Origin of the sequence: Nostoc sp. FACHB-110, from assembly GCF_014697425.1 — a bacterium.
Taxonomy (GTDB): Bacteria; Cyanobacteriota; Cyanobacteriia; order Cyanobacteriales; family Nostocaceae; genus Nostoc_B.
Genome location: NZ_JACJRU010000052.1, coordinates 1 through 21,876 on the forward strand (window position 1 = coordinate 1; position 21,876 = coordinate 21,876).

General features: G+C 41.1%; 21 protein-coding genes and 3 pseudogenes. 4 read left to right on the plus strand and 20 right to left on the minus strand.

The window, feature by feature from the left end; all coding sequences use genetic code 11:
- The 5 genes and pseudogenes from H6G69_RS29590 to H6G69_RS29610 all read right to left on the minus strand — a co-directional run.
- Window positions 1-340, minus strand: a pseudogene (locus tag H6G69_RS29590) (DUF58 domain-containing protein); the annotation flags it as partial.
- A gap of 46 nt (window positions 341-386) precedes the next feature.
- The gene (locus tag H6G69_RS29595) at window positions 387-764 is read right to left on the minus strand and encodes a type II toxin-antitoxin system VapC family toxin (protein ID WP_277883497.1); all 378 of its coding nucleotides are present in this window, start codon (window positions 762-764) and stop codon (window positions 387-389) included.
- Between the two features lie 68 nt (window positions 765-832).
- Window positions 833-1,105 carry a DUF2281 domain-containing protein gene (locus H6G69_RS29600; RefSeq protein ID WP_190692692.1) on the minus strand — a complete coding sequence of 91 codons (273 nt, stop codon included), beginning with the start codon at window positions 1,103-1,105 and terminating at the stop codon, window positions 833-835.
- Window positions 1,106-1,574: 469 nt separating this feature from the next.
- Window positions 1,575-2,396, minus strand: coding sequence for an NADPH-dependent oxidoreductase (locus tag H6G69_RS29605; protein ID WP_190692693.1), 822 nt, complete (start codon window positions 2,394-2,396; stop codon window positions 1,575-1,577).
- A 309-nt stretch (window positions 2,397-2,705) separates the two neighbouring features.
- Window positions 2,706-3,380: a 2OG-Fe(II) oxygenase gene (locus H6G69_RS29610; RefSeq protein ID WP_190692694.1), complete on the minus strand. Its 675-nt coding sequence runs from the start codon at window positions 3,378-3,380 to the stop codon at window positions 2,706-2,708.
- A gap of 16 nt (window positions 3,381-3,396) precedes the next feature.
- On the opposite strand from H6G69_RS29610, the gene H6G69_RS29615 reads away from it, so the two are divergent.
- The gene (locus H6G69_RS29615) at window positions 3,397-3,978 is read left to right on the plus strand and encodes a TetR/AcrR family transcriptional regulator (RefSeq protein ID WP_190692695.1); all 582 of its coding nucleotides are present in this window, start codon (window positions 3,397-3,399) and stop codon (window positions 3,976-3,978) included.
- A gap of 55 nt (window positions 3,979-4,033) precedes the next feature.
- Here H6G69_RS29615 and H6G69_RS29620 read toward each other — a convergent pair whose 3' ends face one another.
- The 11 genes from H6G69_RS29620 to H6G69_RS29670 all read right to left on the minus strand — a co-directional run bounded on the left by H6G69_RS29620 (window position 4,034) and on the right by H6G69_RS29670 (window position 14,527).
- Complete coding sequence (locus H6G69_RS29620; protein ID WP_190692696.1) at window positions 4,034-5,188, minus strand: ABC transporter ATP-binding protein; 1,155 nt, start codon at window positions 5,186-5,188, stop codon at window positions 4,034-4,036.
- A complete protein-coding gene (locus H6G69_RS29625; RefSeq protein ID WP_190692697.1) occupies window positions 5,185-5,883 on the minus strand; it encodes an ABC transporter permease in 699 nt (232 codons plus the stop codon). The genes H6G69_RS29620 and H6G69_RS29625 overlap by 4 nt, the downstream gene beginning before the upstream one ends.
- Window positions 5,884-6,026: 143 nt before the next feature.
- The gene (locus H6G69_RS29630; RefSeq protein ID WP_190692698.1) at window positions 6,027-6,908 is read right to left on the minus strand and encodes a substrate-binding domain-containing protein; all 882 of its coding nucleotides are present in this window, start codon (window positions 6,906-6,908) and stop codon (window positions 6,027-6,029) included.
- 218 nt (window positions 6,909-7,126) lie between these two features.
- Window positions 7,127-8,245, minus strand: a complete 1,119-nt coding sequence (gene nifV, locus H6G69_RS29635; RefSeq protein ID WP_190692699.1) for a homocitrate synthase — start codon at window positions 8,243-8,245, stop codon at window positions 7,127-7,129.
- A 180-nt stretch (window positions 8,246-8,425) separates the two neighbouring features.
- Window positions 8,426-9,613: a substrate-binding domain-containing protein gene (locus H6G69_RS29640; protein WP_190692700.1), complete on the minus strand. Its 1,188-nt coding sequence runs from the start codon at window positions 9,611-9,613 to the stop codon at window positions 8,426-8,428.
- 388 nt (window positions 9,614-10,001) lie between these two features.
- On the minus strand, window positions 10,002-10,385 hold the full coding sequence (locus H6G69_RS29645) for a type II toxin-antitoxin system VapC family toxin (RefSeq protein ID WP_190692701.1): 384 nt from the start codon (window positions 10,383-10,385) through the stop codon (window positions 10,002-10,004).
- Window positions 10,382-10,618, minus strand: a complete 237-nt coding sequence (locus tag H6G69_RS29650; protein ID WP_190692702.1) for a type II toxin-antitoxin system Phd/YefM family antitoxin — start codon at window positions 10,616-10,618, stop codon at window positions 10,382-10,384. Before H6G69_RS29650 ends, H6G69_RS29645 begins: the two co-directional genes overlap by 4 nt.
- Before the next feature lie 194 nt (window positions 10,619-10,812).
- A complete protein-coding gene (locus tag H6G69_RS29655) occupies window positions 10,813-12,051 on the minus strand; it encodes a substrate-binding domain-containing protein (protein WP_190692703.1) in 1,239 nt (412 codons plus the stop codon).
- A 283-nt stretch (window positions 12,052-12,334) separates the two neighbouring features.
- Entirely contained in the window at window positions 12,335-12,685 is a 351-nt protein-coding gene (locus H6G69_RS29660; RefSeq protein ID WP_199336336.1) for a hypothetical protein, read from the minus strand.
- Between the two features lie 54 nt (window positions 12,686-12,739).
- On the minus strand, window positions 12,740-13,573 hold the full coding sequence (gene nifH / locus H6G69_RS29665) for a nitrogenase iron protein (RefSeq protein ID WP_397327033.1): 834 nt from the start codon (window positions 13,571-13,573) through the stop codon (window positions 12,740-12,742).
- 339 nt (window positions 13,574-13,912) lie between these two features.
- Window positions 13,913-14,527, minus strand: a complete 615-nt coding sequence (locus tag H6G69_RS29670; RefSeq protein ID WP_313952405.1) for a TOBE domain-containing protein — start codon at window positions 14,525-14,527, stop codon at window positions 13,913-13,915.
- A 1,287-nt stretch (window positions 14,528-15,814) separates the two neighbouring features.
- On the opposite strand from H6G69_RS29670, the gene nifE reads away from it, so the two are divergent.
- On the plus strand, window positions 15,815-17,182 hold the full coding sequence (gene nifE / locus H6G69_RS29675) for a nitrogenase iron-molybdenum cofactor biosynthesis protein NifE (RefSeq protein WP_190692706.1): 1,368 nt from the start codon (window positions 15,815-15,817) through the stop codon (window positions 17,180-17,182).
- A 74-nt stretch (window positions 17,183-17,256) separates the two neighbouring features.
- Entirely contained in the window at window positions 17,257-17,658 is a 402-nt protein-coding gene (gene nifX / locus H6G69_RS29680; protein WP_190692707.1) for a nitrogen fixation protein NifX, read from the plus strand.
- A 134-nt stretch (window positions 17,659-17,792) separates the two neighbouring features.
- Here nifX and H6G69_RS34205 read toward each other — a convergent pair.
- Window positions 17,793-17,876: pseudogene (locus H6G69_RS34205) on the minus strand (molybdenum cofactor biosynthesis protein MoaE); the annotation flags it as partial.
- A gap of 269 nt (window positions 17,877-18,145) precedes the next feature.
- Here H6G69_RS34205 and H6G69_RS29685 point away from each other — a divergent pair.
- A pseudogene (locus H6G69_RS29685) lies at window positions 18,146-18,260 on the plus strand (transposase); the annotation flags it as partial.
- Between the two features lie 179 nt (window positions 18,261-18,439).
- Here H6G69_RS29685 and H6G69_RS29690 read toward each other — a convergent pair.
- The 3 genes from H6G69_RS29690 to H6G69_RS29700 form a co-directional block, all read right to left on the minus strand.
- The gene (locus H6G69_RS29690; protein ID WP_397327030.1) at window positions 18,440-19,801 is read right to left on the minus strand and encodes a cation:proton antiporter; all 1,362 of its coding nucleotides are present in this window, start codon (window positions 19,799-19,801) and stop codon (window positions 18,440-18,442) included.
- 277 nt (window positions 19,802-20,078) lie between these two features.
- The gene (locus H6G69_RS29695; protein ID WP_190692709.1) at window positions 20,079-20,411 is read right to left on the minus strand and encodes a P-II family nitrogen regulator; all 333 of its coding nucleotides are present in this window, start codon (window positions 20,409-20,411) and stop codon (window positions 20,079-20,081) included.
- Between the two features lie 84 nt (window positions 20,412-20,495).
- Complete coding sequence (locus H6G69_RS29700; RefSeq protein WP_190692710.1) at window positions 20,496-21,623, minus strand: sodium-dependent bicarbonate transport family permease; 1,128 nt, start codon at window positions 21,621-21,623, stop codon at window positions 20,496-20,498.
- Between the last annotated feature and the right edge of the window lie 253 nt (window positions 21,624-21,876).

The following is a 21,876-nucleotide window of genomic DNA, read 5'->3' on the forward strand; positions in this document are numbered from 1 at the left end:
TAGTGTTAGCACTAATAGTGGCGGTGAATGTTGGGGTAGATACGCCAAATTCTGTGGGATAGTAATCACGAATTTGAATAATTGCGTCAGTGTTTGCAGCTGTTACCTTCAAGATTACTGGATTATCTCGCCCAATAGATAAACGTTGTGGTAATTCTCGCTTGATTTGTACCCGCAAAGGCCTGACTTGTGCGCCATCCACAATCATAAATCCGAGAACGATCGCATCAAATAATAATGTGATGGCGATACTCACGGGAATGGTGAGAAATAAGGATAAAATGGGAGCGATCGCAATTCCTAATCCTAATAAAAAATAAAGTCTTTGAGAAGCAACCATGTTTTATTTAGTTTTTTGCTAATTTTTGTAAGTATTTTTTAGAAATCTAAACCCAACTTTCCCAAGCAATTTCTCTTACTTGCTGCATTCGCTCAAAATCACTATCGCATGAAACGATAATCAATGAATGGCGTAAGGCTGTAGCAGCTATCCAGAGGTCATTTTCATTAATCCCGATAGTATTTAATTGAGTTGCGCTACGTTTAGTTTTTTCTTTGAGTCCAAAATGCTTGATTAATTCAGATTTAAAGTCACCGTAAATTTTTGTAGTTTCTTTATCGATTCCATATAAGTTAATTCGCTGCAATACCTCATTAACTTTGATTAAGTTAGCAGCTTTCTGTTGGGAATTTTGCGCCATAAAGCGTAATTCTCCTGCAACAATAACACTAGTATAAAGTTGTATTTGACCAAGCGATCGCAGGTGATTGGCAACACTAGGTACACCCTACATTAAGAAAGAACAATGATTGGTATCAAGAAGATACATGATTAAAATTCAATTTGTATTCGGCTTTCATGAACTAATTGCAGACATTCTCTAATATCTGAACCTTCCCAACTCCCGACAAATTCTAATAAATCTTCGGCAGTAGAGTTAGTAACATTATGTTCTGCTGACAATGGTTGATAAACTTGGTTATTTACTGATATATTTTGTGGTTGGTGTTTGGCTTGCAAAAACTGAATAAAATCTAAAATCTCCTGCAATAAAGATTCAGGTAATTGTTCTATTTCTTGGTTAATCTGTTCTTTAATTGTCATTACCACCTCGATTATTTATCTAATTGTAACCTATTATTTTTCTATTGATTTGGGACTTCCAAAAAATAAAATACCCAATAAATAAGAATGATAATCATTGTAGGGGGTGGGAAGTCAGGGCTGCCGTCGGCAGCCCTGACTTCCCTTTTTGTAGTAATTTCAATATATCCCTCTTCTGTCACTTTCCGGGAGGCGATCGCTAGAAGCCTCATGAGGCAATCAATACAAGCTATACTATTAGAAAAAAATTGGTCTTGTATTTGTTATTAGAAAATAATCGCGCGATCACAGGCTATACAAAAGCTCTAGAATTCAGAAATGACAAAAGTTTTCGGAAAGTGACAGAAGAGGGATACTGTTACCAATCGCCAAACCTAAAATTTAAACACAGAGAAACATAGTAAAAAGTTGAGCGCAGGAAACCCACGCTCAAGAATTTTCAAAACTGAGTTTTTCCTATTGAATGAATTTACAATAACTTGAAGCCGAAGTTATTGAGAGTCTCTCGTAAATTTTTGCAGCCTTTGAGATAGTCTAGGGTGGCGATTCTCTCGGCGGAGTGTTCTGACCAATCACCGGCGACGTTCATGTTTTGTTCGGTGTAGAACTGTTTCATAATATCGTTGTAGTGAGCGATCGCATCTTCTTGTTCTGCTAATTTATAAGTCTCCCGATGCAATATAGCTTGCTGGGGTAAACGTGGTTTTACTGCTGGTTGGACTTCAGGATTAGGAAAGCCTAAACACTGTCCAAATACGGGGAAGACGAAAGGCGGTAAGTTCAATAATGTGGCGACTTCTTGGGTATGGTTGCGAATTGCACCTATGTATACTGTTCCTAAACCCAAGGATTCAGCGACTACAGTCACATTTTGCGCTGCTACGGAAGCATCGACTATGGCTTTTACCAAAAGCTCGGTGTATTCCAACGCAACATGAGCTAGTCCACGACTGTCAGCAATTTGAGCCAAACGACCTAAATCGGCTAACCATACTAAGAATACCGGAGCTTGCTTGACTTGGGCTTGATTATTGGAGAGCCGATACAATTCTTGTTTGCGTTCTTCATCTTCAACCGCTACCACACTCCAGCTTTGCAAGTTTGCGGAAGTAGGCGCAGATTGAGCCGCAGCTACTAATAACTCGATGATTCCTGGTGGTAAAGGTTCAGGTAAATAAGACCGGACTGAACGGTGAGATAATATTGTTCCGATAGAATCATTCCAGGGAATATTAACATCAAAAGGAATTTCACCGTAGCGCGATCGCAAAACTTCTACAGGATTAGTCATAATTAAAAACTCCCAACATTTCAAAGGTACAAAAAAACTCTCCGCGTAACTTTGCGCTTACCTCCGCGCACCTCTGCGTTTATCAACTACTCTGGAAACAAAAACACAATCTTAGTCAAAGATTCCAATTCACCTGACGAATAATAATCAGAGTAAATATCCATTGCTAATATTTCTCTTAGCGACATAACAAAAGAGATAAATACAAGCAAAACAAACAGCAGAGGAATAATTTGTCTAAGTCTTGAGAAATGATAAACTTTGCTATTCATCATCAATTTTTCCTAGAGAATAATTAGGAGGTATTCACTAAACATTCCGAAAAAAAGCTACTCGTAAAGCTAACCGACTTTCAGACATAGGAGAAGTAACCGGAGTTACCATGTGCCAAGAATTATCAGAACGTACAATCACAACTGAAGAATAGCTCAGAGGTAAAATATCTCGAAAAGCTGAATCCGGTTCAGAGTCTTTGAGAATCCGCAAACAACCGCCCCAATTTTCTGACCATTCTTGATTAAAAAATAGTAGATGAGTTAAAACTTTATTCGGTTCATCTGTATGGGGAAAATGTTGATGTCCTGATTTATATTGACGAAATCCAATATCCATTACACAATCTGTCAAATCTAAGCCAGTCATATCTCCCAAAGCTTGACGATAAGTATTTGTCCATAGTCCTTCTATTAAATTTCGCCACGCATGACTGAGGTGTTTCAAATCAGAAGTTAATTTTCCTTGTGCAAGCCGTTGTCGCCAGCGATCGTCTTTAAATTTGAGCAGTAAAGGAATATCTTGACTAGAAGCAATTATCTTTCCCCAATAATAGCCGTAACCCTCCCCAGTTGATAGAAAAAAATCTTGTTTGGGGAAACTAGCGGTTAATTCTAGACTTACTTCTTTTGATAATAAGTCTTTAATTAAAGCCCAATGATACGGAACTTTTTGGATGACTGCGGTACGAATAGATTGGAGGTTCAGCATGATTTGGTTAAGGTAGATGACTAAACTAAAAACAAAACGTAAATCTGTCTACGATCGCATTTTGCAAACAGCATCAGATTTGTTTTACCGAGAAGGTATTCGCAATGTTGGTATCGACAGAATCATTGCGGAATCTGGTGTAGCCAAAATGTCGCTGTACAATCATTTCAAATCAAAAGATGCTTTGATTGAAGCTTGGTTGCGACAAGAGGATGAAAAATGGTGTCGATGGCTGAAAACCACAGTTGAACAACAAACCTCTGAGCCTGCTAAACAACTTTTGGCAATCTTTGACGCTTTAAGAGAATGGTTTGAAAGTCCAGATTTTCGAGGTTGTGCATTTATTAACGCCTCCGTAGAATTAGCTAATCCTGACCATCCTGGGTATCGAGTAGCACTAGAACATCAACAGGCGATTTACCACTACATCAAAACTCTCGCTCAAGCAGCAGAAGTTACATTACCAGAACAATTAGCTAGACAACTGCTGTTGCTCATACAAGGTGCGATCGTCGTTGCCATGATGGAAGGCAGTTGGTCAACCGCATCCCAAGCGAAGAAAGCGGCATTAATTCTCATTCAAACAGCATCAACATAAACTCTGCGCCCCTCTGCGTTTACCTTTGCGCCCCTCTGCGTTAAAAAACTCCCACTCATACAAAATGTGCATCTCTCGGATGAAACGCCAACTTAATCAAGCTGTGATGGTAAACATTCTCTGACACATCATTACGAGGGACTCTAGCCGTTAAAGTTTGTTCTCCCACCTTCACCTTGATGGTATAAGTTCCTACACCACGCACAATCCTTTCTACCCGCCCTTGAATAGAGACTGACCCTGGCTGTTGCGGAATTGTAGAATGTGTATCGTCAATGTGGAAAGCATCACCGGATAAACAACAGGCGGTGATAGGTGCGTTAATTTCGCCATAATAGGAAAACTCCATAGTGTTAGCTAACTTAATCAAATAACCACGGTGTTCTGGTTCTATTTGACAAGGGATGACGTTATCCATACCAACAAGTCTGGCGAGTTGTTGGTTAGCTGGGCGACGAATGAGCATTTCTAACTTATCGTCTTGGATAATTCCACCGTCAAATAAAGCGATCGCGCGATCGGCAAAATTCAACATATCTGTAAAGTTATGGCTGACTAGTATTACCGCAGCCCCTCTAGCTTCCGCCCATTGGCGAATTTTCTCGATGATTTGCGGACGAATTGCTACATCTAAGTAAGCGGAAGGCTCATCTAATAACAGCAATTCTGGATCAGCTACCAACCCACAGGCAATACATACCCGCTTACCTTCGCCACCAGAAAGGGCGCGGGCTTGTCGATGTGCTAAATGTTCACAGCCGAATGTTTCCAGGGCAGTATATACCCTATGCTTAATTTGATGCTTGGGTACACCGCGAAACTGTAAGACTCTGGCAACATTATTAAATACCGTGTCATCCAACAGTAATGTTTCTTGAAACACCAATGCAGAACGACGACGCAAGGCTGTTTGATTAACTTGACGTGCATTCTGTCCAAACAATTGCAGTTCCCCACTGTAGGATTGCAACATATTTATGGTTCTTAACAGGGTGCTTTTACCCGCACCATTAGGGCCAACTACGGCGACTAGTTCCCCTGGACGCACAGCGAAATGATCAATTGATAAGATATTTTTGCGGCTTTTACTATCAACCTTCACCTGACGCATATTCAGGATATATTGATTGACTTCCTCCTGACTTTCCTGTGGTTTTGTGGGAGGGGATTCTAAATTGACAAACGACTTTAACTTATGTAATTTACTCATAACATCTTTTTATCGTGCTGCAAGATAGTCAGCGACACCACAATGCTGTAGGTAATGAACAGGAGAATGTACGCGATCGCCATCGCCACATCAAAGTTACCTTTTTCTACTTCCGTCACAATAGCTGTAGTTAAAACTCGCGTCTGTCCTTTGATATTTCCCCCCACCATCATGGAAGCTCCAACTTCCGAAATGACGCGACCAAAACCCGCAATAATAGCAGCTATTAAGCCAAGTTTTGCTTCCTTAATTAATAACCAATGAGCTTGCCAAGGTGTCGCCCCCATTGATAATAATTGCCAACGTAGTTTCGGATTAATACTAAGAATGGCTGCAAAACTAAAACCCGCAACTATCGGGAAAGCAATAATAGTTTGAGCGATAATCATGGCTGTAGGTGTGTACATTAAATCCAAATCACCCAAAGGGCCGGAACGCCACAAAAATAGACTCACCACCAAACCAACCACCACAGGCGGTAATCCCATCCCAAAGTTAACGACACTGTTTAATACAGGCTTCCCGATGAAATCTTCTAAAGCCAACCACAAACCCAAAGGTACACCCAACAACACACTAATAGTTGTCGCCACTCCAGAGACTAGCAATGTCATCGTCATTACTTCAATAACATTGCGATCGCCATTAATTAATAACTCTAGAGCCTTATTTGCTCCATCAATGATTGTATCCACGAGTCTATTATGAATCGAAAATAAAAGTGATGTTCTCTCTAACCTAACCCCCAACCCCTTCCCTACAAGGGAAGGGGAGTAGAAAATAAAGCCTCTCTCCTTTTAGGGGAGAGGTTTGGAGAGGGGTTTTCAGAATAAGTAACCTAAAACCCATAATCCTTTTCACTCTTACCCCCATCAACAAAAAACAATGGCTGTCCAAATTCTTTCCTACCGTGAGCAGCAATTATTCTCTGTCCTTCAGGAGATAAAACAAAATCAATAAAAGCTTTAGAACCCGCACTATTAACCTTGGGGAATTTCTGCGGATTTACTTGCATCACATGGTAGAGATTTAATAATTTCCTATCTCCTTCCACCAACACTTGTAAAGAAGTAAGATTTTTTTTCTGAAATATATAAGTTGCCCTGTCTGCTAGGGTATATCCCAGTTTTTGATTAGCGACTTGCAAGGTTTTCGCCATTCCTGAACCTGTTTGTTGATACCAACTACCAGCAGGATTAATATTCGCTTGCTGCCATAAATCTTTCTCTAATTTATTTGTACCTGAATCATCACCCCTTGATATAAATAATGCTTGATTTTTGGCAATTGCATTAAACGCTTGCACAGCATTTTTATTGCCTCGAATCTTAGCTTTATCAGGATTACCTGGCCCTACAATTACAAAATCATTGTGCATCACTAAACGGCGGTTAGTCACTGCACCACCTTGTAAAACTTTGCGTTCGGCTTTGGGTGAATTGACAAATAGTGCGTCAACTTCGCCTTTTTCTGCTAAAGCTAAAGCTTGTCCAGTTCCTACGGCAACTTTTTTGAGTCGATAGCCTGTTTTTTTCTCAAATGCTGGTACTAAATCATCAAGCAATCCACTATCTTCGATGCTAGTTGTCATGGCGACAATGACATTGCGATTTGTAGCAGATTGAGCGTTGGCTTGTGGTATTAAAAAGTTACTAGTGTCAGCAGTTACAACTGCTAAACAAGAAGCTAAAGCTGCAATGATGAATCTTCTTTGAACCATATAACCTCTCAGGATTTACACAGATGGCGTTGTTGATTGAGAATATAAATTTGTTTCGCGCAAAGGCGCAAAGACGCAAAGGTAAGAAGAAAAAGAAACGCAATTTTTATAGTTGATAAGTTTATGAAATTCCGGGTCTTTTTACTGACTCAGAAAGTATTAATTACAGAATTAATTGCAGCGTTGAGAGATAGTTTTCTCTCTACTCACTCAGGTGTTTAGCTTTGAGGCACTAAGCTTAGTAGTTCTTCAACGGTGAGGCTGCGTTTAGTTTTGACTGATTGATGGCGTACTGCATCTAATACTGATTGAATTTCGGCTTGGCCGAGGGTAATACCGTGTTGTTGTAGTACGCTGAGTAGGAGATGGCGACCGGAATGTTTACCTACTACTAAGCGTCGTTCCCAACCTACATCTTCTGGTGCAAATGGTTCATAGGTGATGGGGTTTTGCAGTACGCCATGAGCATGAATCCCTGATTCGTGTGCAAAGGTGTTTTCACCAACGATCGCTTTCCAAGGAAGAACGGGAAAGTTAGTGGCTTTGGAGACTAATTTTGATACTTCTACGAGTCTTTTGGTATCAATTCCTGTGGGTATATCGTAGAGATATTTGAGTCCCATGACTACTTCTTCTAAAGGTGCATTTCCGGCTCGTTCACCTATACCATTGACGGTGGTATTCACAGATATTGCGCCAGCTTTCACACCGGCTAAGGTGTTCGCCAAGGCCATACCAAAGTCGTCATGTGTGTGCATTTCTATGACAATTGATAGGTGCGATACTAGATAGCTAACTTTTTTGTAGGTGGTTGTGGGGTCAAGGACTCCTACAGTATCACAGAAGCGAAACCGAAACGCGCCCCATTCTTGGGCAGATTGGGCAACTTCTAAGAGAAAGGATTCATCGGCTCTCGAAGAATCTTCGCCACCGACGGAGACAGATAAACCGCGATCGCAGGCAAAATTAATTGCATCTCGGAGTTTATCTAAGACTAACTGTCGTTTTCCTTTGAATTTAGCGGCTATCTGAATATCGGAGACAGGAACAGAAACATGAACTCTATCCAAACCACAATCGATAGATGCTTGGATATCCGACAAATTCGCCCGATTCCAGCCGAGTAGTTTGGCATTTAATCCCAATTTGGCAATTCTTGTAATCGATTCGGCTTCTTCATGTCCCATTGCGGGAATGCCAACTTCTAATTCGTGGACACCTATAGAATCGAGTAGAGAGGCGATCGCAATTTTTTCCTCAACATTGAAGGCTATACCCGCCGCCTGTTCTCCATCTCGCAAGGTTGTATCGTTAATGTAAATAACCTGATTGTTCATAGTAAATAAATGACCAATGGTTTAACTCTGAGTAGAACGCGATGAAACAACAAAACTATTTTCAGAAAAATTAAATCGCCTCCAACCCTGTACGCTCTTGATTTGCAAGAAGTACAGGGGTGTAGGGGAAAGGGAAAATTCCTTGATTGGGACTTCCCGCTACTTCTCACACAATCCCGATTAAATAGTTGCGACAACTTCGCCAATGTCGCTAATGTCATAACCACCTAGAACTTCTAATTGTGATTGCACTAATCGATGTCCTAGGATACTCAAAAATTGCTGGACTGGTGCTTCTTCTAAGTATTCTTTGAGAATCACCAAGTCATATCGTGCTTGATGCAAGGGGATAAACCCCAAACCAAAAGCCGCCGCTACAGAAGCCGTACTCACCCCCGCATCAGCGATACCTGCGGCGATAGATAAGGCTACATCTTGATGGCTATGAACAATATGCTCATATCCTTTAATTGCATTGGCTGATACCTGTTCTTCTTTGAGTTTGCGTTCTAAAAGCATCCGACTACCAGAACCCGGTTCACGGTTAATGATTGTGGCTTCTAGTTCCACCAAGTTAGATAAGGATTTGATTTCCATTGGGTTTCCTGGTGCAACAACTAGCCCTTCTTCCCAAATGCCCAAAGTAATTAAAACTGCACTTCTACCACCTAAAACTTCTCGCGCAAAAGGAATGTTATGTTCTCCTGTTTGCGGGTCGTACAAGTGCATCCCTGCAATGTGAACTTCACCCCGGTTTAAACTACGCAAGGCAGCCATACTATTAGCAAAGTGATAATGAACCCGTAGCTGGGGATGCCAGCGTTCGGTTGCCCTCGCTAAAAAGGAAATAACTGGCGTACAACCGGCGATGACAACTGTATTTTGCAGTTTGTCTAAATCATCAAGCAGGCTTACTTGGACTTTATTCGTATGTGTCTGACTCTCTGCTTTACCCTCCGGGTTCGACAGTTTGCTTATGCCGGGAAACCCGTCCACCGCAACTGTCTCACCGTCAGCAGGAATCATTTCCATCCGAAAAGCTTCCTTGCCCACGAGAGGATAAGCTATCCATTGACCACCAACCTTTGCTAGACTCACTCTCAGTTGTTGCCCAGTGGGGACTGGTTTAGCCAGAACTGCTTCAATTTCAGGTAAATCATCTTCTAACCAAAATAAGTTTTCGACTTGACAACCCAGTGCTTTAGCTAAACGTAAAGTAATGGCGACAGAAGGCGCATATTGTCCAGATTCCACACCACTAATCGTCTGACGGGTTACGCCAGCTATATTAGCCAAATCTTGCTGGCTCATGCCTAAACGGGTTCTGATCGATTTGATGTTGTTGCAGATATTGATATCTAGCTTCATGAGACTATATCTACTCCGTGACAAGAAGCTACCACGAGCAAATTTAATCTGCTGAGGTAATAACACAGCCTTCTACTATATGTTTGAGAAGACTAGTAATTAAGTTTAGATGACTGCATACATCTTCCATTACTTGCTGGGTTGCTATGTTCACAGCAAATAATTTGTCAGATGAATTGATTGCGAGTTGATTTACAAGTTTTGTTCCCCCTTGACGCAAGTTTAACATACATTTCGCCAAAATAATTGCCTAATAAAAAACTTTTTATACCTCTATTTTCTATCAGTAATGTATATGTAGTTACAGAAATTTGTGACTTTTATACTTTTAACAAGCCAAGACCATCGAAACAAGTAAAAAAGCACGCAGAATTGTTGAGCTACACTGCTATATAACACTGACTGAATAGGCACGAACTGTTGAATCTACTGTCGCAATTATCAGACCATTTTGTAAGGCTTGACAGATAAGCATTCTGTCAAATGGATCACGATGTAATAATGGCAATTTAGCCAGTTGAATCACACTACTTTCATCCAGAGCAAGACTGGCAATCTGATGAAGATCGCGCTGTTTGGGTAAATACGTTTCCGGCTGTTCCGGCAGAGGTAGCTTACCCAACTGGTACTTAACAATTGCTTCCCAAATTGAAACTGAACTCAGATAGACATCATTGTCAGGATCACGAATCGCATCCCGAACATCTGTTGACAACTGAGTATCACCACTAATGAACCATAAAAAGATGTGCGTATCCAGCAGAATCCTCATTTGGCCTCAAATGCACTGAGAATATCTTCTGGCAAAGGAGCATCGAAATCATCTGGAACGGTAAACTCACCTGAACACAAACCAAATGGTCGCAATTGCTGATTACTGGCGATAGGTCTAAGTTCAGCGATCGCTTTATCTGCTCGAACAATTACAATTGTTTCACCTGCCTCCACTTGACGCAGATACTTGGAAGGATTGCGCTGAATTTCATCAACTGTCACGCTTAACATAAAAAGCCTCAGTATAAGCTCAAGGGATAATAATCTACCTGATTCAATTGTAAATGATGAGTCGTATGCTTCCAGCTAGTACCTATTTTTCCGAATTACTGTATCATCAAATACAGATTTTTATGACTTTAATTTTATTAGTTGATCAAGCGATCAAAATTTCCCGAAGAAATTAAGAATCATACTGTTTAACTTTAAACATTTGCTATGACTTCCCCAATATTGCTGGTGTCATAGCCGCCGAGAACCTCTAATTGCGATCGCACCGCCCGATGTCCCAGAATATTGATAAATTGCTGTACTGGTGCTTGTTCCAAATATTCTTTTAAAATCACCAAGTCATACCGTGCTTGATGTAAAGGGATAAATCCCAACCCAAAAGCCGCCGCTATTGATGCGTTACTGATACCTGCATCAACCATACCCGAAGCTACAGAAAAGGCAACCTCTTGATGGTTGTGGGCGATACGGTCAAACTGTTTCACACTCTGAAATGGTACTCTTTGTTCTTGAAGCTTGCGTTCTAAAAGCGTCCGCCCCGCAGAACCCGCTTCATGAGTAATAATAGTTGCGCCAAATTCCACTAAATCGGCAACGGTTTTCACTCCCATTGGGTTTCCTGGTGGGACTAATAATCCTTCTTGCCAAACTCCCAGAGTGATTAAAACTGCATTTCTGCCAGCTAAAGCTTCTTTCACAAAAGGAATATTATGTTCTCTAGATTTAGGATCGTATAAATGCATCCCCGCAATGTGAACTTCACCTTGGCACAGACTACGTAAAGCTTTTCTACTGTGGGCAAAACGATAATGAACTCGAAGTTTAGGATGCCAGCGTTCAGTGGCTTTTGCCAATACGGAAAGCACAGGTGTACAAGCAGCAATCACGACTGTATTTTGCAATCTATCAATATCATCTAGCAGTCGCACCGAGACTTTATTGTTTTTGAAATGGCGTTGGGCTTCATCTTGGGAGTAAATGTTATTACTTTTTACCAAACCCTGTGCCACTGCTATCTCGGAAGATAATGAAAGTTCAGTGATGTTGGTGAACTTTTTAGCTGCAACTATCTCACCATCAGATGGAATCATTTCAATCCGAAAAGCATCATTTCCCACAAGAGGATAAGCTATCCATTGTTCTCCCACCTTCGCCAAAGTAACTTGTGATGACTGTTCTGGAACAACTGAACCGGCAATTGAAGCCTCAATTTCCGGGAAATCTTCATCTAGCCAGAACAAGTCCTCTACTTTGCAAGCAAGTGCTTTGGCTAAACGCAGACACATCGATATAGAAGGCGCATATTGCCCTGATTCTAAACTGCCAATGGTCTGGCGCGTGACACCAACGATGTTAGCCAAATCTTGCTGGCTCAAGTCTAAGCGAGTTCTAATTGACTTGAGGTTATTACAAAGATTCACATCCGTTTTCATCAGGCAGTATCTCTCCATTAGAAAAAGCCGCAGGGAAAAAAGTTAACCTACCACGACAATCACAAAGGATTGAGGATTTGACGAGCGTTGTGGAAGGTTATGTTAGTGCTGAGAATATTTATCTGAATATTAGCAAGTATATCATACAGGTCGCAAATATTCTTAACAAAATTGTTGAAGAAGAATCCAGAAATCCGGGTTTAGGAGTCAGAACAAGAGCGTGGAGGATTTAGACCCGTTTATTCATTCGCCACTTGCACAGAATTTATATACTAATCAGGTTCTACTGTTCTAAATACTGTGATACCAACAATTGGAGTTCTAACCATAATACTGGGTCTTTTTGTTTTAATGTGGAGCAGCGATCGCGGATAATGCGTGTAGCATTCATACAAAGAGCGTTGGCTATTCCCATATCTTGGGCGACACTTCTAAAACTTCCGGTAAAACCATTAACCGAAGCAAAAACTTGATGAGGAGCAAAAATCACAAAATATTGTAGAAGTTTTTGCGGTCTTCCCCAATAAGAGTAGACAAGTTCAACATGACAATATGGCAGCAAAGCATTCAGTTCAGGACAGCGTTCTTTAACTACGGTAGTAAATTTTTCAACTAAGGTTTCTTCAGTCAGCATTATCAAAATGCTCCTTGATTTAGGATATGTGGGTGTAAGGATGTGGGGGAACATTTAGACGCTCAAAACCCCCGAATTTACCAACAGCTTTTCTAACTGTTCATCAGATAAAGGTTTGGGAATGACAAAATTGGTGTTTTGGTCAATTGCTTTGGCTAGGTGACGATAATGCTGTGCTTGTTCGCAATGAGGTGCATACTCAATCACCGTCTGACTATAAAATTCCGCTTGCTGTACAATGTTGTCTCTCGGAATAAAGGCAATCATTTGCGTTCCTAATTGTTCTGCAAAAGCCTGAACTAAATCATCTTCTTGCTCAATATTGCGAGAGTTGCAAATTAAACCTCCCAGTCGCACACCGCCAATAACCGCATATTTGTGAATCCCCCGACAGATATTGTTAGTGGTGTACATAGCCATAATTTCGCCAGAAGTAACGATATAAACTTCCTGCGCCTTTCTTTCCCGCATCGGCATGACAAAGCCACCGCACACCACACTACCCAAACCATCATAAAAAGTGTAGTCAAGTTGGAGTTTGTCATCATAAGCACCCAGTTGTTCTAACAAGCCAATGGATGTAATGACACCCCTACCTGTACATCCCACCCCAGGTTCAGGGCCGCCAGATTCCACACAAAAGGTCTTACCCCAGCCTTCTTTGCATAAATCTTCTAAATGCAAATCGTCTGATTCTTGACGTAAGGTATCGAGTACAATCTTGGGGTGCAGTCCTCCTAACAACAGCCGGGTAGAATCAGCCTTAGAATCACATCCAACCACCATCACTTTACGACCCATTTCAACTAACCCAGCTGTCATATTTTGAGTAGTCGTAGATTTACCAATGCCCCCTTTTCCATAAATAGCGATCTTCCGCATAAAAATCTCCAATCTTTTGGGCTGATATGTATGGGGTTTAAGTGAGGATAAAACCTATGTCTTCGCTAGTTAGAAGTTCGTTCTCAGCAAAATTTTAGTGTTGTTGAATGAAAATCCAAGTTTGCTTCACATAAAGCAGAAAATTCGCGTAATTTATTTAACTTAAGTGAAGCGTCAGTCACGCAAATTTACAAAAAATCAGACTTGCTTAAAAGTGAAATTTAATATTTAAAATTTATCCCAAAACAAATAATAAACTCAAATAATATAATAATTAAAAATCTTACTTTTAGAAATTAAATTTACCTTGGAATATAATATAATTAAGTCAGAGGCTGACTGCCTCTAGACATTTATCAATTGATTATTTATTGTTTTACTTTTACCTTTGTTAAAATTTCCCTTGCTGGCATTGCTTCTCCAATGATTGAGTTTTTTTTTAGCAATAACAATATTATTGGAGTTAATCACAGCATAAGCTTCGATACCTTCGATTAGTTCTAATTCATCTGCTACAGCATTAGTAATAACTGAAGTTAATTCTATTTCAGGATTAATCTTCAAAGTTAATTGCGTATTTTCTCCTAGACGAAGCACTTGCGTGACTACCCCTTGAATAATATTGCAAGAGTTAACTTCTATAGTATTTATAAAATTACTGCGAGTATATTTTTTTGGCTGCTTCTTGTTTGATTTTGATTTTAGCGATCGCGGCGTATCTTGATCAAGTCCTCGCACTAATTCCCGCAGAATCTCCGTCTTAGTACGTTGGGATCTTCTACACATTTGTTCCAAAATATCCCGTTCTTCCTGTGAAGCCTGAAATGTTATCCAGCCTTGTTCCTTTCTTGGCATATCATTTTTAACCGAAGGGTTTATTGATTTTGAGTGATTAGCAAAAACGATTTTTGATATATAGCGTTTCCAATTCAGATGAGGTACAAAATCACCCCTCCCCAACTCTGGGTGTATTTCACCTGCTTGGGAATTGCTGTAACTGTTTAAAACTTATCTACCTTGCTGCTGCTATCCTCATCAGTCGATTTAGCAAAGCTCTTAGGTATTTTGACTGTGAGCAAAACTCCACAAGTAAGCATTCCTATAGCGTAGTTGACTTGTGTGCAGGGCATTAATTGGTGCAGACGAAGCATATTTCTCTAGCAATTATTTTAGCATAATGTTAACTTAACTTGCCAAGACGGCCAATTTGGTAAGCATTTTTACAAAATCTCCAATTTTTCCTAAAAATTTTTCATAGCAAGTAAATTAGCAAAATGTATGTTATGCTTGCATTAGAGAATAAAAAGTAGCAATAAACCTTCTTTCAGAATTAAAAGACTTAGCTATTTGTTTCCAAGGTGCTATTGATTTAGTTAAGTATTTTAATTTCTGAAGATGACAGTTTGAATAAACTTTCTACTTTACTAGTGGAGCTAGACAGAAGTTATAAAGACTGTAGTTTTAAGCTTGATGCTGTTTTGAGTAGAGGTTTCACTTATTTCATGTTGTTTAAATACAAATGAATCTACTCAAAATATCAGTTATGACAACAAGGCAATAATAAATTGCCCTGCTACAAATTTTTTGCTGATATGGGAATGAGGTAAATAGTTGACTCCATTCCTAATGTAGAGTTACTGTGATTGCTCTTTTTACTATCATTCCCTTATCTTTCCTTTTCCATCACAAAAGATGCAAGAGTCAATTTCACAATGAGAGTTTATCAAGTGCTGCTTCAAATGTATCTATAGGCATAATACAGCCTGAATATCTAGCTCTAAATTGTGTAAATTACTAACTGAAATTCTGCTGTATTTAACACAAAATAATTCATGAAAGAAGTTCTTAAACTAGTGATAGCCTTAAACTTCTTGACCTGAATTAAATTTGGACTTAATGACAAGTATTTTATTCATCTCTGCTTCATCTCTAAAAACCAGTGTAAGAGATTTAAACACATCTATTGCCTATGCCCTCTTGCCCAAGCAAATAAATAAGTTATCAATCAAATAGAACTGCTATAGGACGAATATTTGATTTAGGAAAAAATCAATACACTAAAAAAGATTTCTTTCCTACTCCCTGACTACATACAGAGTTTATCAGTTTGGCACAGTACATCTTTCAAGGGGAAAGAGACTAGAGACTAGGGACTAGATGAATGTACCTCATTAGAATGAAAAACGCTGTAAGTAAATTACCAAATCAAAGCTGATTCCTATATATTTTATCTAATACGGAAAAGCCATGAATCAAACTCAAGCAGAAATCAACAAATTACTGAATGAAATAGCCTGCGAGTACAACGTAAAAAAATTGCAGAGCAAAAAAAACAAACCTTGCAAAAAACCACCAAAACCAGGCGCAGCCCAAGGTAATTGTCCTTTTGAAGGAGCGATGGTTGCGCTTGGGCCAATTACTGATGTAGCTCATTTAGTACATGGGCCTGTTAGTTGTACCCGTAACCCTTGGGGTAGTCGTGGTAGTTTATCTTCTGATTCTCAACTATATCAAATAGGCTTTTCTACTGATTTAGGTGAGAATAGTATTGTGTTTGGTGGTGAAAAGAAGCTTGACAAAGCTATTCTTGAAACTGCTCAACGCTATAAACCTGCGGCTATCTTTGTCTATGCTACTTGTGTGACTGCTTTGATTGGTGATGATGTAGATGCTGTTTGTAAAAGAGCTACACATCAAATTGGTATTCCGGTTATTTATATAGATGCACCTGGATTTCTTGGTAGTAAAAATTTAGGTAATCGCATTGGTGGGGAAGCTTTATTAGAATATGTAGTAGGAACTGCGGAGCCAGAATTCACTACACCATTCGATATCAATATTATTGGTGACTATAATGTTGCTGGTGAAATATGGAATATATTACCACTTCTCAAGAAATTAGGTATTCGTGTACTGTCCAAAATTACAGGTGATGCTCATTATCAAGAAATTTGCTATGCTCATCGTGCCAAATTAAATGTAGTAATTTGCTCTAATGTGTCACTACAAATGGCACAAAAAATGCAAGAGCGTTATGGCATCCCTTATATTGAAGAATCTTTTTATGGTGTAGAAAATATTAATCACTGCTTGCGAAATATTGCTGCAGCATTAGGTGATAAATATCTACAAGAACGAACTGAATTGTTAATTGCAGAGGAAACAAAAGCGTTAAATATTGCCTTAACTTTTTATCGTTCTCAACTGCAAGGTAAGCGTATTGTTCTTTATAGTGGTGGCGTAAAGAGTTGGTCAATCATCTTAGCAGCAAAAGACTTGGGAATGGAAGTTGTTGCTACTAGTGATAGAAAGAATACTCAAGATGAAAAAGTCAAAATTAAGCAATTACTTGGTCAAAATGGCATGGTTTTAGCCAAAGGTGGCCCCAAGGCTTTACTACAAGTAATAGAAGATACAAAAGCCGATATTTTAGTGGCTGGAGCTAGTAATCAATATACAGCACTGAAAGCACGAATACCTTTTTTAGATGTTAACCATGAACGCCATCATGCCTATTCTGGCTATATAGGAATGCTAACAATGGCACAGGAATTTTATGAAGCTTTGTATAGTCCTGTGTGGGAGCAAATTAGACAGCCTGCTCCTTGGGATTAGCAAAAGGTGGGTGGGTGGGAAGATGAAAATTGATGAACTTACAAACAACAATTAATTTTTGACGGAGCAAATCAATGAAAGTAGCTTTTACGACCAGTGATGGTACTCACATTAACACTCATTTTGGTGTGGCAAAAGAAATTGATGTGTATGAAGTAACCAAAGATGGATTTGAATTTGTTGAAACTTTGGTCTTTGAAGGTGACTTAGAAGAAGCTGCCCATGAAGATAAAATCACGCCCAAAATGGAAGCAATTATTGACTGCAAAATTTTGTATGTTAAGGCTATTGGTAAGCCAGCAGGCAATAAGTTAATTAAACAGGGTATGACTATTGTGAGAGCGCAAGAATATGATACAGTGCCTGATATCTTGCATATGTTAGTTAAAAGTTTAAATAGTGATGCACCACCTATGTTGCGTAAAGCTTTGCTACAGGAAAACCATGAATTGGCATATTCTTGTAATGAAGAGTAGTTCAATTTATTGTTGATATTTTCTCCTGCTATATATACAGTATGTATAGCAGGAGATTTAAAATATGACTTTTTGAGTTCTCTATTTTGCTAACTACTTCGCTTTATCTGTTACTTTTAACAATTTTAGTAATTTTAGCAATTTTTTCCTGACTGTTCGCAAGCTCCAATACTTACCCAACTGCTTGAACCATCTTGCCAGTGTTCTTTTTTCCAAATAAGAGTAGGGTTACGTGTTAAATAGCGAAAAAGATTTTGTTCACTAGATTGATTCCGTCAGCTAGATTAATTGTCAAGAAGAAGATATACCGTTTGTTGCCCTTTTTACGAGGGAGCCTGTACAAATCCAGACAATACAGAGACACTACCACTTAGAGCAATTTTTAGATAAAAACATACTGCTTCTTAAAGTTTAAGACGGTAAAAACGGCTGAAAAAAGGGAGCCAGTGCGTTGGGCGGCTTTGCCGACTTGAAGCAACTGGCGTGGGAGGTGTATGGTTATGACGGTGGAAAACAAATAAAGGGGCGTAAACGCTTTATTCTGGTTGATACTTTAGGACTAGTTTTGGCAGCTATCGTTACAGAAGCCAACTTTCCAGAGCATTTATGAGGCGCAGCAGTTGTTATGGAAGCCGCACAAACAAATGAAAATTTAGTTGTGATTTGGGTAGATAAAGGCTTTAGCGGTGAGAACTTTGAGCGTGTGATTCAGCAATTATGTAATCTTACTGTTTTCTGTTCTATTTCTGATTATACTTTCCCCATAGTGACAAAAGAGGGATTACTTACTTGCTGTTTCTACAGGTGTGGTAGATTCTGGGATGGGATTCGTGGATGAACCAAAGGCAACCCGTAAAAAAGGTGGAGCCAGAAAAGTTGTCAAAATTACCATGATAATAATTGACACCTCCAGGGGCTTATCCAAAATGCCGCTAGCTGATCCGATGCCAGCAAACACTAGACCCACCTCACCTCGTGGAATCATCCCAACCCCGATCGCCACTCGATTGATGCCGGGTTGTCCAAACACAGCCCAACCTGTGATCAGCTTGCCAATAATCGCCACTCCCATCAAAAAGACAGCAATCAATAGTCCTGCCCGATTCTCCGGTACCGCCGGGTTCAAAACACCGAGGTCGGCACGCGCTCCGACCGTCACAAAGAAGATTGGTACCAGTAAATCGGCGATCGGTTTGATTAATTCATCTAACTCGTTCCGGGTATCGGTTTCATCAAGTACCAAACCCGCAGCAAAGGCACCCAAAATCGCTTCAAGATGAATGGCATTGCCTAAAAATGCCATAAAGAAAGCGAAGATGAATGCTGGAATCACAATATTTCCACGGGTTTTGAGCCGATCCACGATCGCCACAAAACTTTTGTTAAAGACACCCCCCAACAAAATTGATCCAATCAAGAATGCCGTAGCACTGACAATCAAGTAAATGACATTGGCAACATCAATCTCACCGGTTTTGGCTAAACTAGCGACTACAGCCAAGACAATAATGCCGAGGACATCATCAATCACCGCCGCGCCAACAATGATTTGCCCTTCTTTGGATTTGAGTTGACCTAACTCTGACAACACTTTAGAGGTAATGCCGATACTCGTTGCCGTTAACGCGGCTCCTGCAAAAATCGCAGGAATGGCTGCGACATGAAAGAGTATCATTAACCCTGCCGTACCTGCCGCAAAAGGTGCCGCGACTCCGACACAGGCGACAACCGTGGCTTGAATTCCCACTTCCTTTAGTTGCCGCAGATCGGATTCCAGTCCAATTTCAAACAGCAGAATAATCACACCGATTTCAGCTAGAACCGAAATCACTTCACTTTGGGACTCAAAGATTCGGGTTAGCGCATCCGGTGTCAATTGATTCAATCTTTGCAACGCCGTCATAATCACCGAGTCAGAGGCAGACAGCCCCCCTTCCGGAAAAATCACTAGGTGTAACGCCGAAACACCGACAACCACACCAGCGACCAGTTCCCCCAGTACGGGCGGAAAATCCAAGCGTCTAGCGACCTCTGCACCGAACTTGCTGGCCAAATAAATCACCACCAGCGTCAGCAATACGCCAGACAGAATAATAGGTGAATCCTCAGCAACAACAGTCGCCAGGAATGGTATCGGAGCCATGAGAGCGGACATCCCCCCACTGAAAGGAGGCAGAATGTTGGACAAAATCATGAGTTTACAGGAATGAAGGTTAAGGGTTTGAGGAAGTTATAAAACTGTGGGGGGAATGACTTCTGCGCCAGGGTCAACGTCCTGCGGACACGAAACATGGTCACTCAAAAGCCGAGGTTATGACCTCGGCCTTTGGGGTCTGCTTTGTCTCGATGCAACAGCCGTCTGATCCAAAGAAACTCGCACTAATGGCTCGCTTGTTCCTTTCGTGGCGCGTCGTCTCGATTTAACAGCCCTCTGGCCCACAGAAAGTTCTCCCGTACAGTACCTCTGCTTCACAGATATAGATAATGCCCGCGTAATCGGTGAAAAACTTGATGGCGACCTGATCTGCAATCTTCTCTGCCATCTCCCGATTTTCGGTGAGTACCTCGAACTTTACATTGGAATCGGTATCAGCAGTGCTGGGTTTACCCGTAGAGCGCACATTGCGACTGCCTTTACCGCCAGTATCTACCACCGTATAACCAGTTGCCCCGGCTTCATCAATGATACTAGCGATCTTTTTCAGCAGAACCTTTTCCGTGACGATGACGAGCTTGTTGGCACGCTTGGCCATGTTGCTTACCTCCTGAAATTATGTACATTGATCTACTGGGTCTGGCGGGTCAAGGGAGCGCGACAGACCGTGACCTGTCTAGAATTAGCCGCCTATCGCCTGGGCAAGCCCGACAAAGAAAGGTATACACAAGCCGATCGCAACTGGTGTACCGATTGCTGTGGATGCGCCTATATATGCGGAGGGATTGGCCGACGGGATACCGGCTCGCAACGTGGGTGGCCCTGAGATGTCGGAACTGGAGGCGGCGATGACGGCCAGCATTACCACACCGCCCATGCTGAATCCCGCGACTTGGTGGGCAATCATGCCGAGACCGAAGGCGATTAGCCCATGCACAAACGGTGCGACCACACTATACACAACATACCACTGGGCTACTTTACGCAGTTCGCCAACCCTTGACCAAGCTTCCATACCCATGACCAGCATCAAGATTGAAAGCAAGCCGCGAAAGGCGGGATCGAAGAAGCTTTTATAGACGCTTTCCGGGCGGGTGAACAGTCCCAAAGCAAGGCCTAACAACATTGCCGATAGGGCAGGTCCCCGGAGGCTTTCCTCAATGATCGGCCATATCTTGACCTTATTATCTGCATCCCCTTTCTGCTGGCTGAGATACTCCTGCCGATTGCTGGGATAATCTTTTTTATCGGGATAATCGCCAGCCGCAACGGGCTGCTCACTGAACGAATGCTGCCCAATAGAGTAGGCTGCTTCTTTACGCTTCTTCTTGTTGAGATAAATATTCGCCACAACAATCGCAGTTACGAGCGCTGGGATATCCATGAAGGGATAGAGTGCGCCAGCCCATGCCTCGTATGAAATTTTTTGTTCTTCCAGTACCGTCAGACCGGCAGCCATTGTAGAACCACTCACGGCTCCAAACAACCCCCCAGTTGCGATCGCATCAACGACTTTGACCTTTGGCAGCTTGGCTAAGGTATAGCGCGAGATGAATACAATCGTAATCCCTGTGATTACAGCAAAGATCATGGGTAACACCATCTCCGTCAGATTAGAATTACGGATCGCAATTCCACCGGTTAGACCGATTTTGGTGAGCAGCATGAAGACGATGATCGTACAAATCGACTCAGGAATGACCAATTCGCTACCCAGGGCAGCAATGATCATGCCACCAATCAAAAAGGCGAGTGTTGGGGACTGCAATTGGGCAATGAAGTCCTTCACAAACAGCGACACAAAATCCACGAATGCCTCCTTCTCCTCGGATGACGAGTATTGCAATAAATGAACTAAATGAACCGGAGGTTATTAAACCGGATGAGATTGGTGATTGCCATCATTGAGGTCAATGAACGGTATATCAAACGAACTAGAACCGAGCCTTTTCATAGATAAGGATGAGTTATAGATAAAAGTCGGCTGGATCATAAAATCTAACATCTGCGATCGCGTACTCAAAAAAGTCTCGACCAAAAACTGCCGATAATGATTGCCTAGC

Coding starts and splice junctions, on each gene's coding strand:
- nifE (WP_190692706.1), top strand. CDS start 15,815: ATGAATCAAACTCAAGCAGAAATCAACAAATTACTGAATGAAATAGCC.
- H6G69_RS29620 (WP_190692696.1), bottom strand. CDS start 5,188: ATGAGTAAATTACATAAGTTAAAGTCGTTTGTCAATTTAGAATCCCCT.
- H6G69_RS29655 (WP_190692703.1), bottom strand. CDS start 12,051: ATGAAAACGGATGTGAATCTTTGTAATAACCTCAAGTCAATTAGAACT.
- H6G69_RS29695 (WP_190692709.1), bottom strand. CDS start 20,411: ATGGCCAAGCGTGCCAACAAGCTCGTCATCGTCACGGAAAAGGTTCTG.
- H6G69_RS29605 (WP_190692693.1), bottom strand. CDS start 2,396: ATGACTAATCCTGTAGAAGTTTTGCGATCGCGCTACGGTGAAATTCCT.
- nifX (WP_190692707.1), top strand. CDS start 17,257: ATGAAAGTAGCTTTTACGACCAGTGATGGTACTCACATTAACACTCAT.
- H6G69_RS29640 (WP_190692700.1), bottom strand. CDS start 9,613: ATGAAGCTAGATATCAATATCTGCAACAACATCAAATCGATCAGAACC.
- H6G69_RS29690 (WP_397327030.1), bottom strand. CDS start 19,801: ATGGCTCCGATACCATTCCTGGCGACTGTTGTTGCTGAGGATTCACCT.
- H6G69_RS29660 (WP_199336336.1), bottom strand. CDS start 12,685: ATGCTGACTGAAGAAACCTTAGTTGAAAAATTTACTACCGTAGTTAAA.
- H6G69_RS29610 (WP_190692694.1), bottom strand. CDS start 3,380: ATGCTGAACCTCCAATCTATTCGTACCGCAGTCATCCAAAAAGTTCCG.
- H6G69_RS29630 (WP_190692698.1), bottom strand. CDS start 6,908: ATGGTTCAAAGAAGATTCATCATTGCAGCTTTAGCTTCTTGTTTAGCA.
- H6G69_RS29645 (WP_190692701.1), bottom strand. CDS start 10,385: ATGAGGATTCTGCTGGATACGCACATCTTTTTATGGTTCATTAGTGGT.
- nifV (WP_190692699.1), bottom strand. CDS start 8,245: ATGAACAATCAGGTTATTTACATTAACGATACAACCTTGCGAGATGGA.
- H6G69_RS29600 (WP_190692692.1), bottom strand. CDS start 1,105: ATGACAATTAAAGAACAGATTAACCAAGAAATAGAACAATTACCTGAA.
- H6G69_RS29615 (WP_190692695.1), top strand. CDS start 3,397: ATGACTAAACTAAAAACAAAACGTAAATCTGTCTACGATCGCATTTTG.
- H6G69_RS29650 (WP_190692702.1), bottom strand. CDS start 10,618: ATGTTAAGCGTGACAGTTGATGAAATTCAGCGCAATCCTTCCAAGTAT.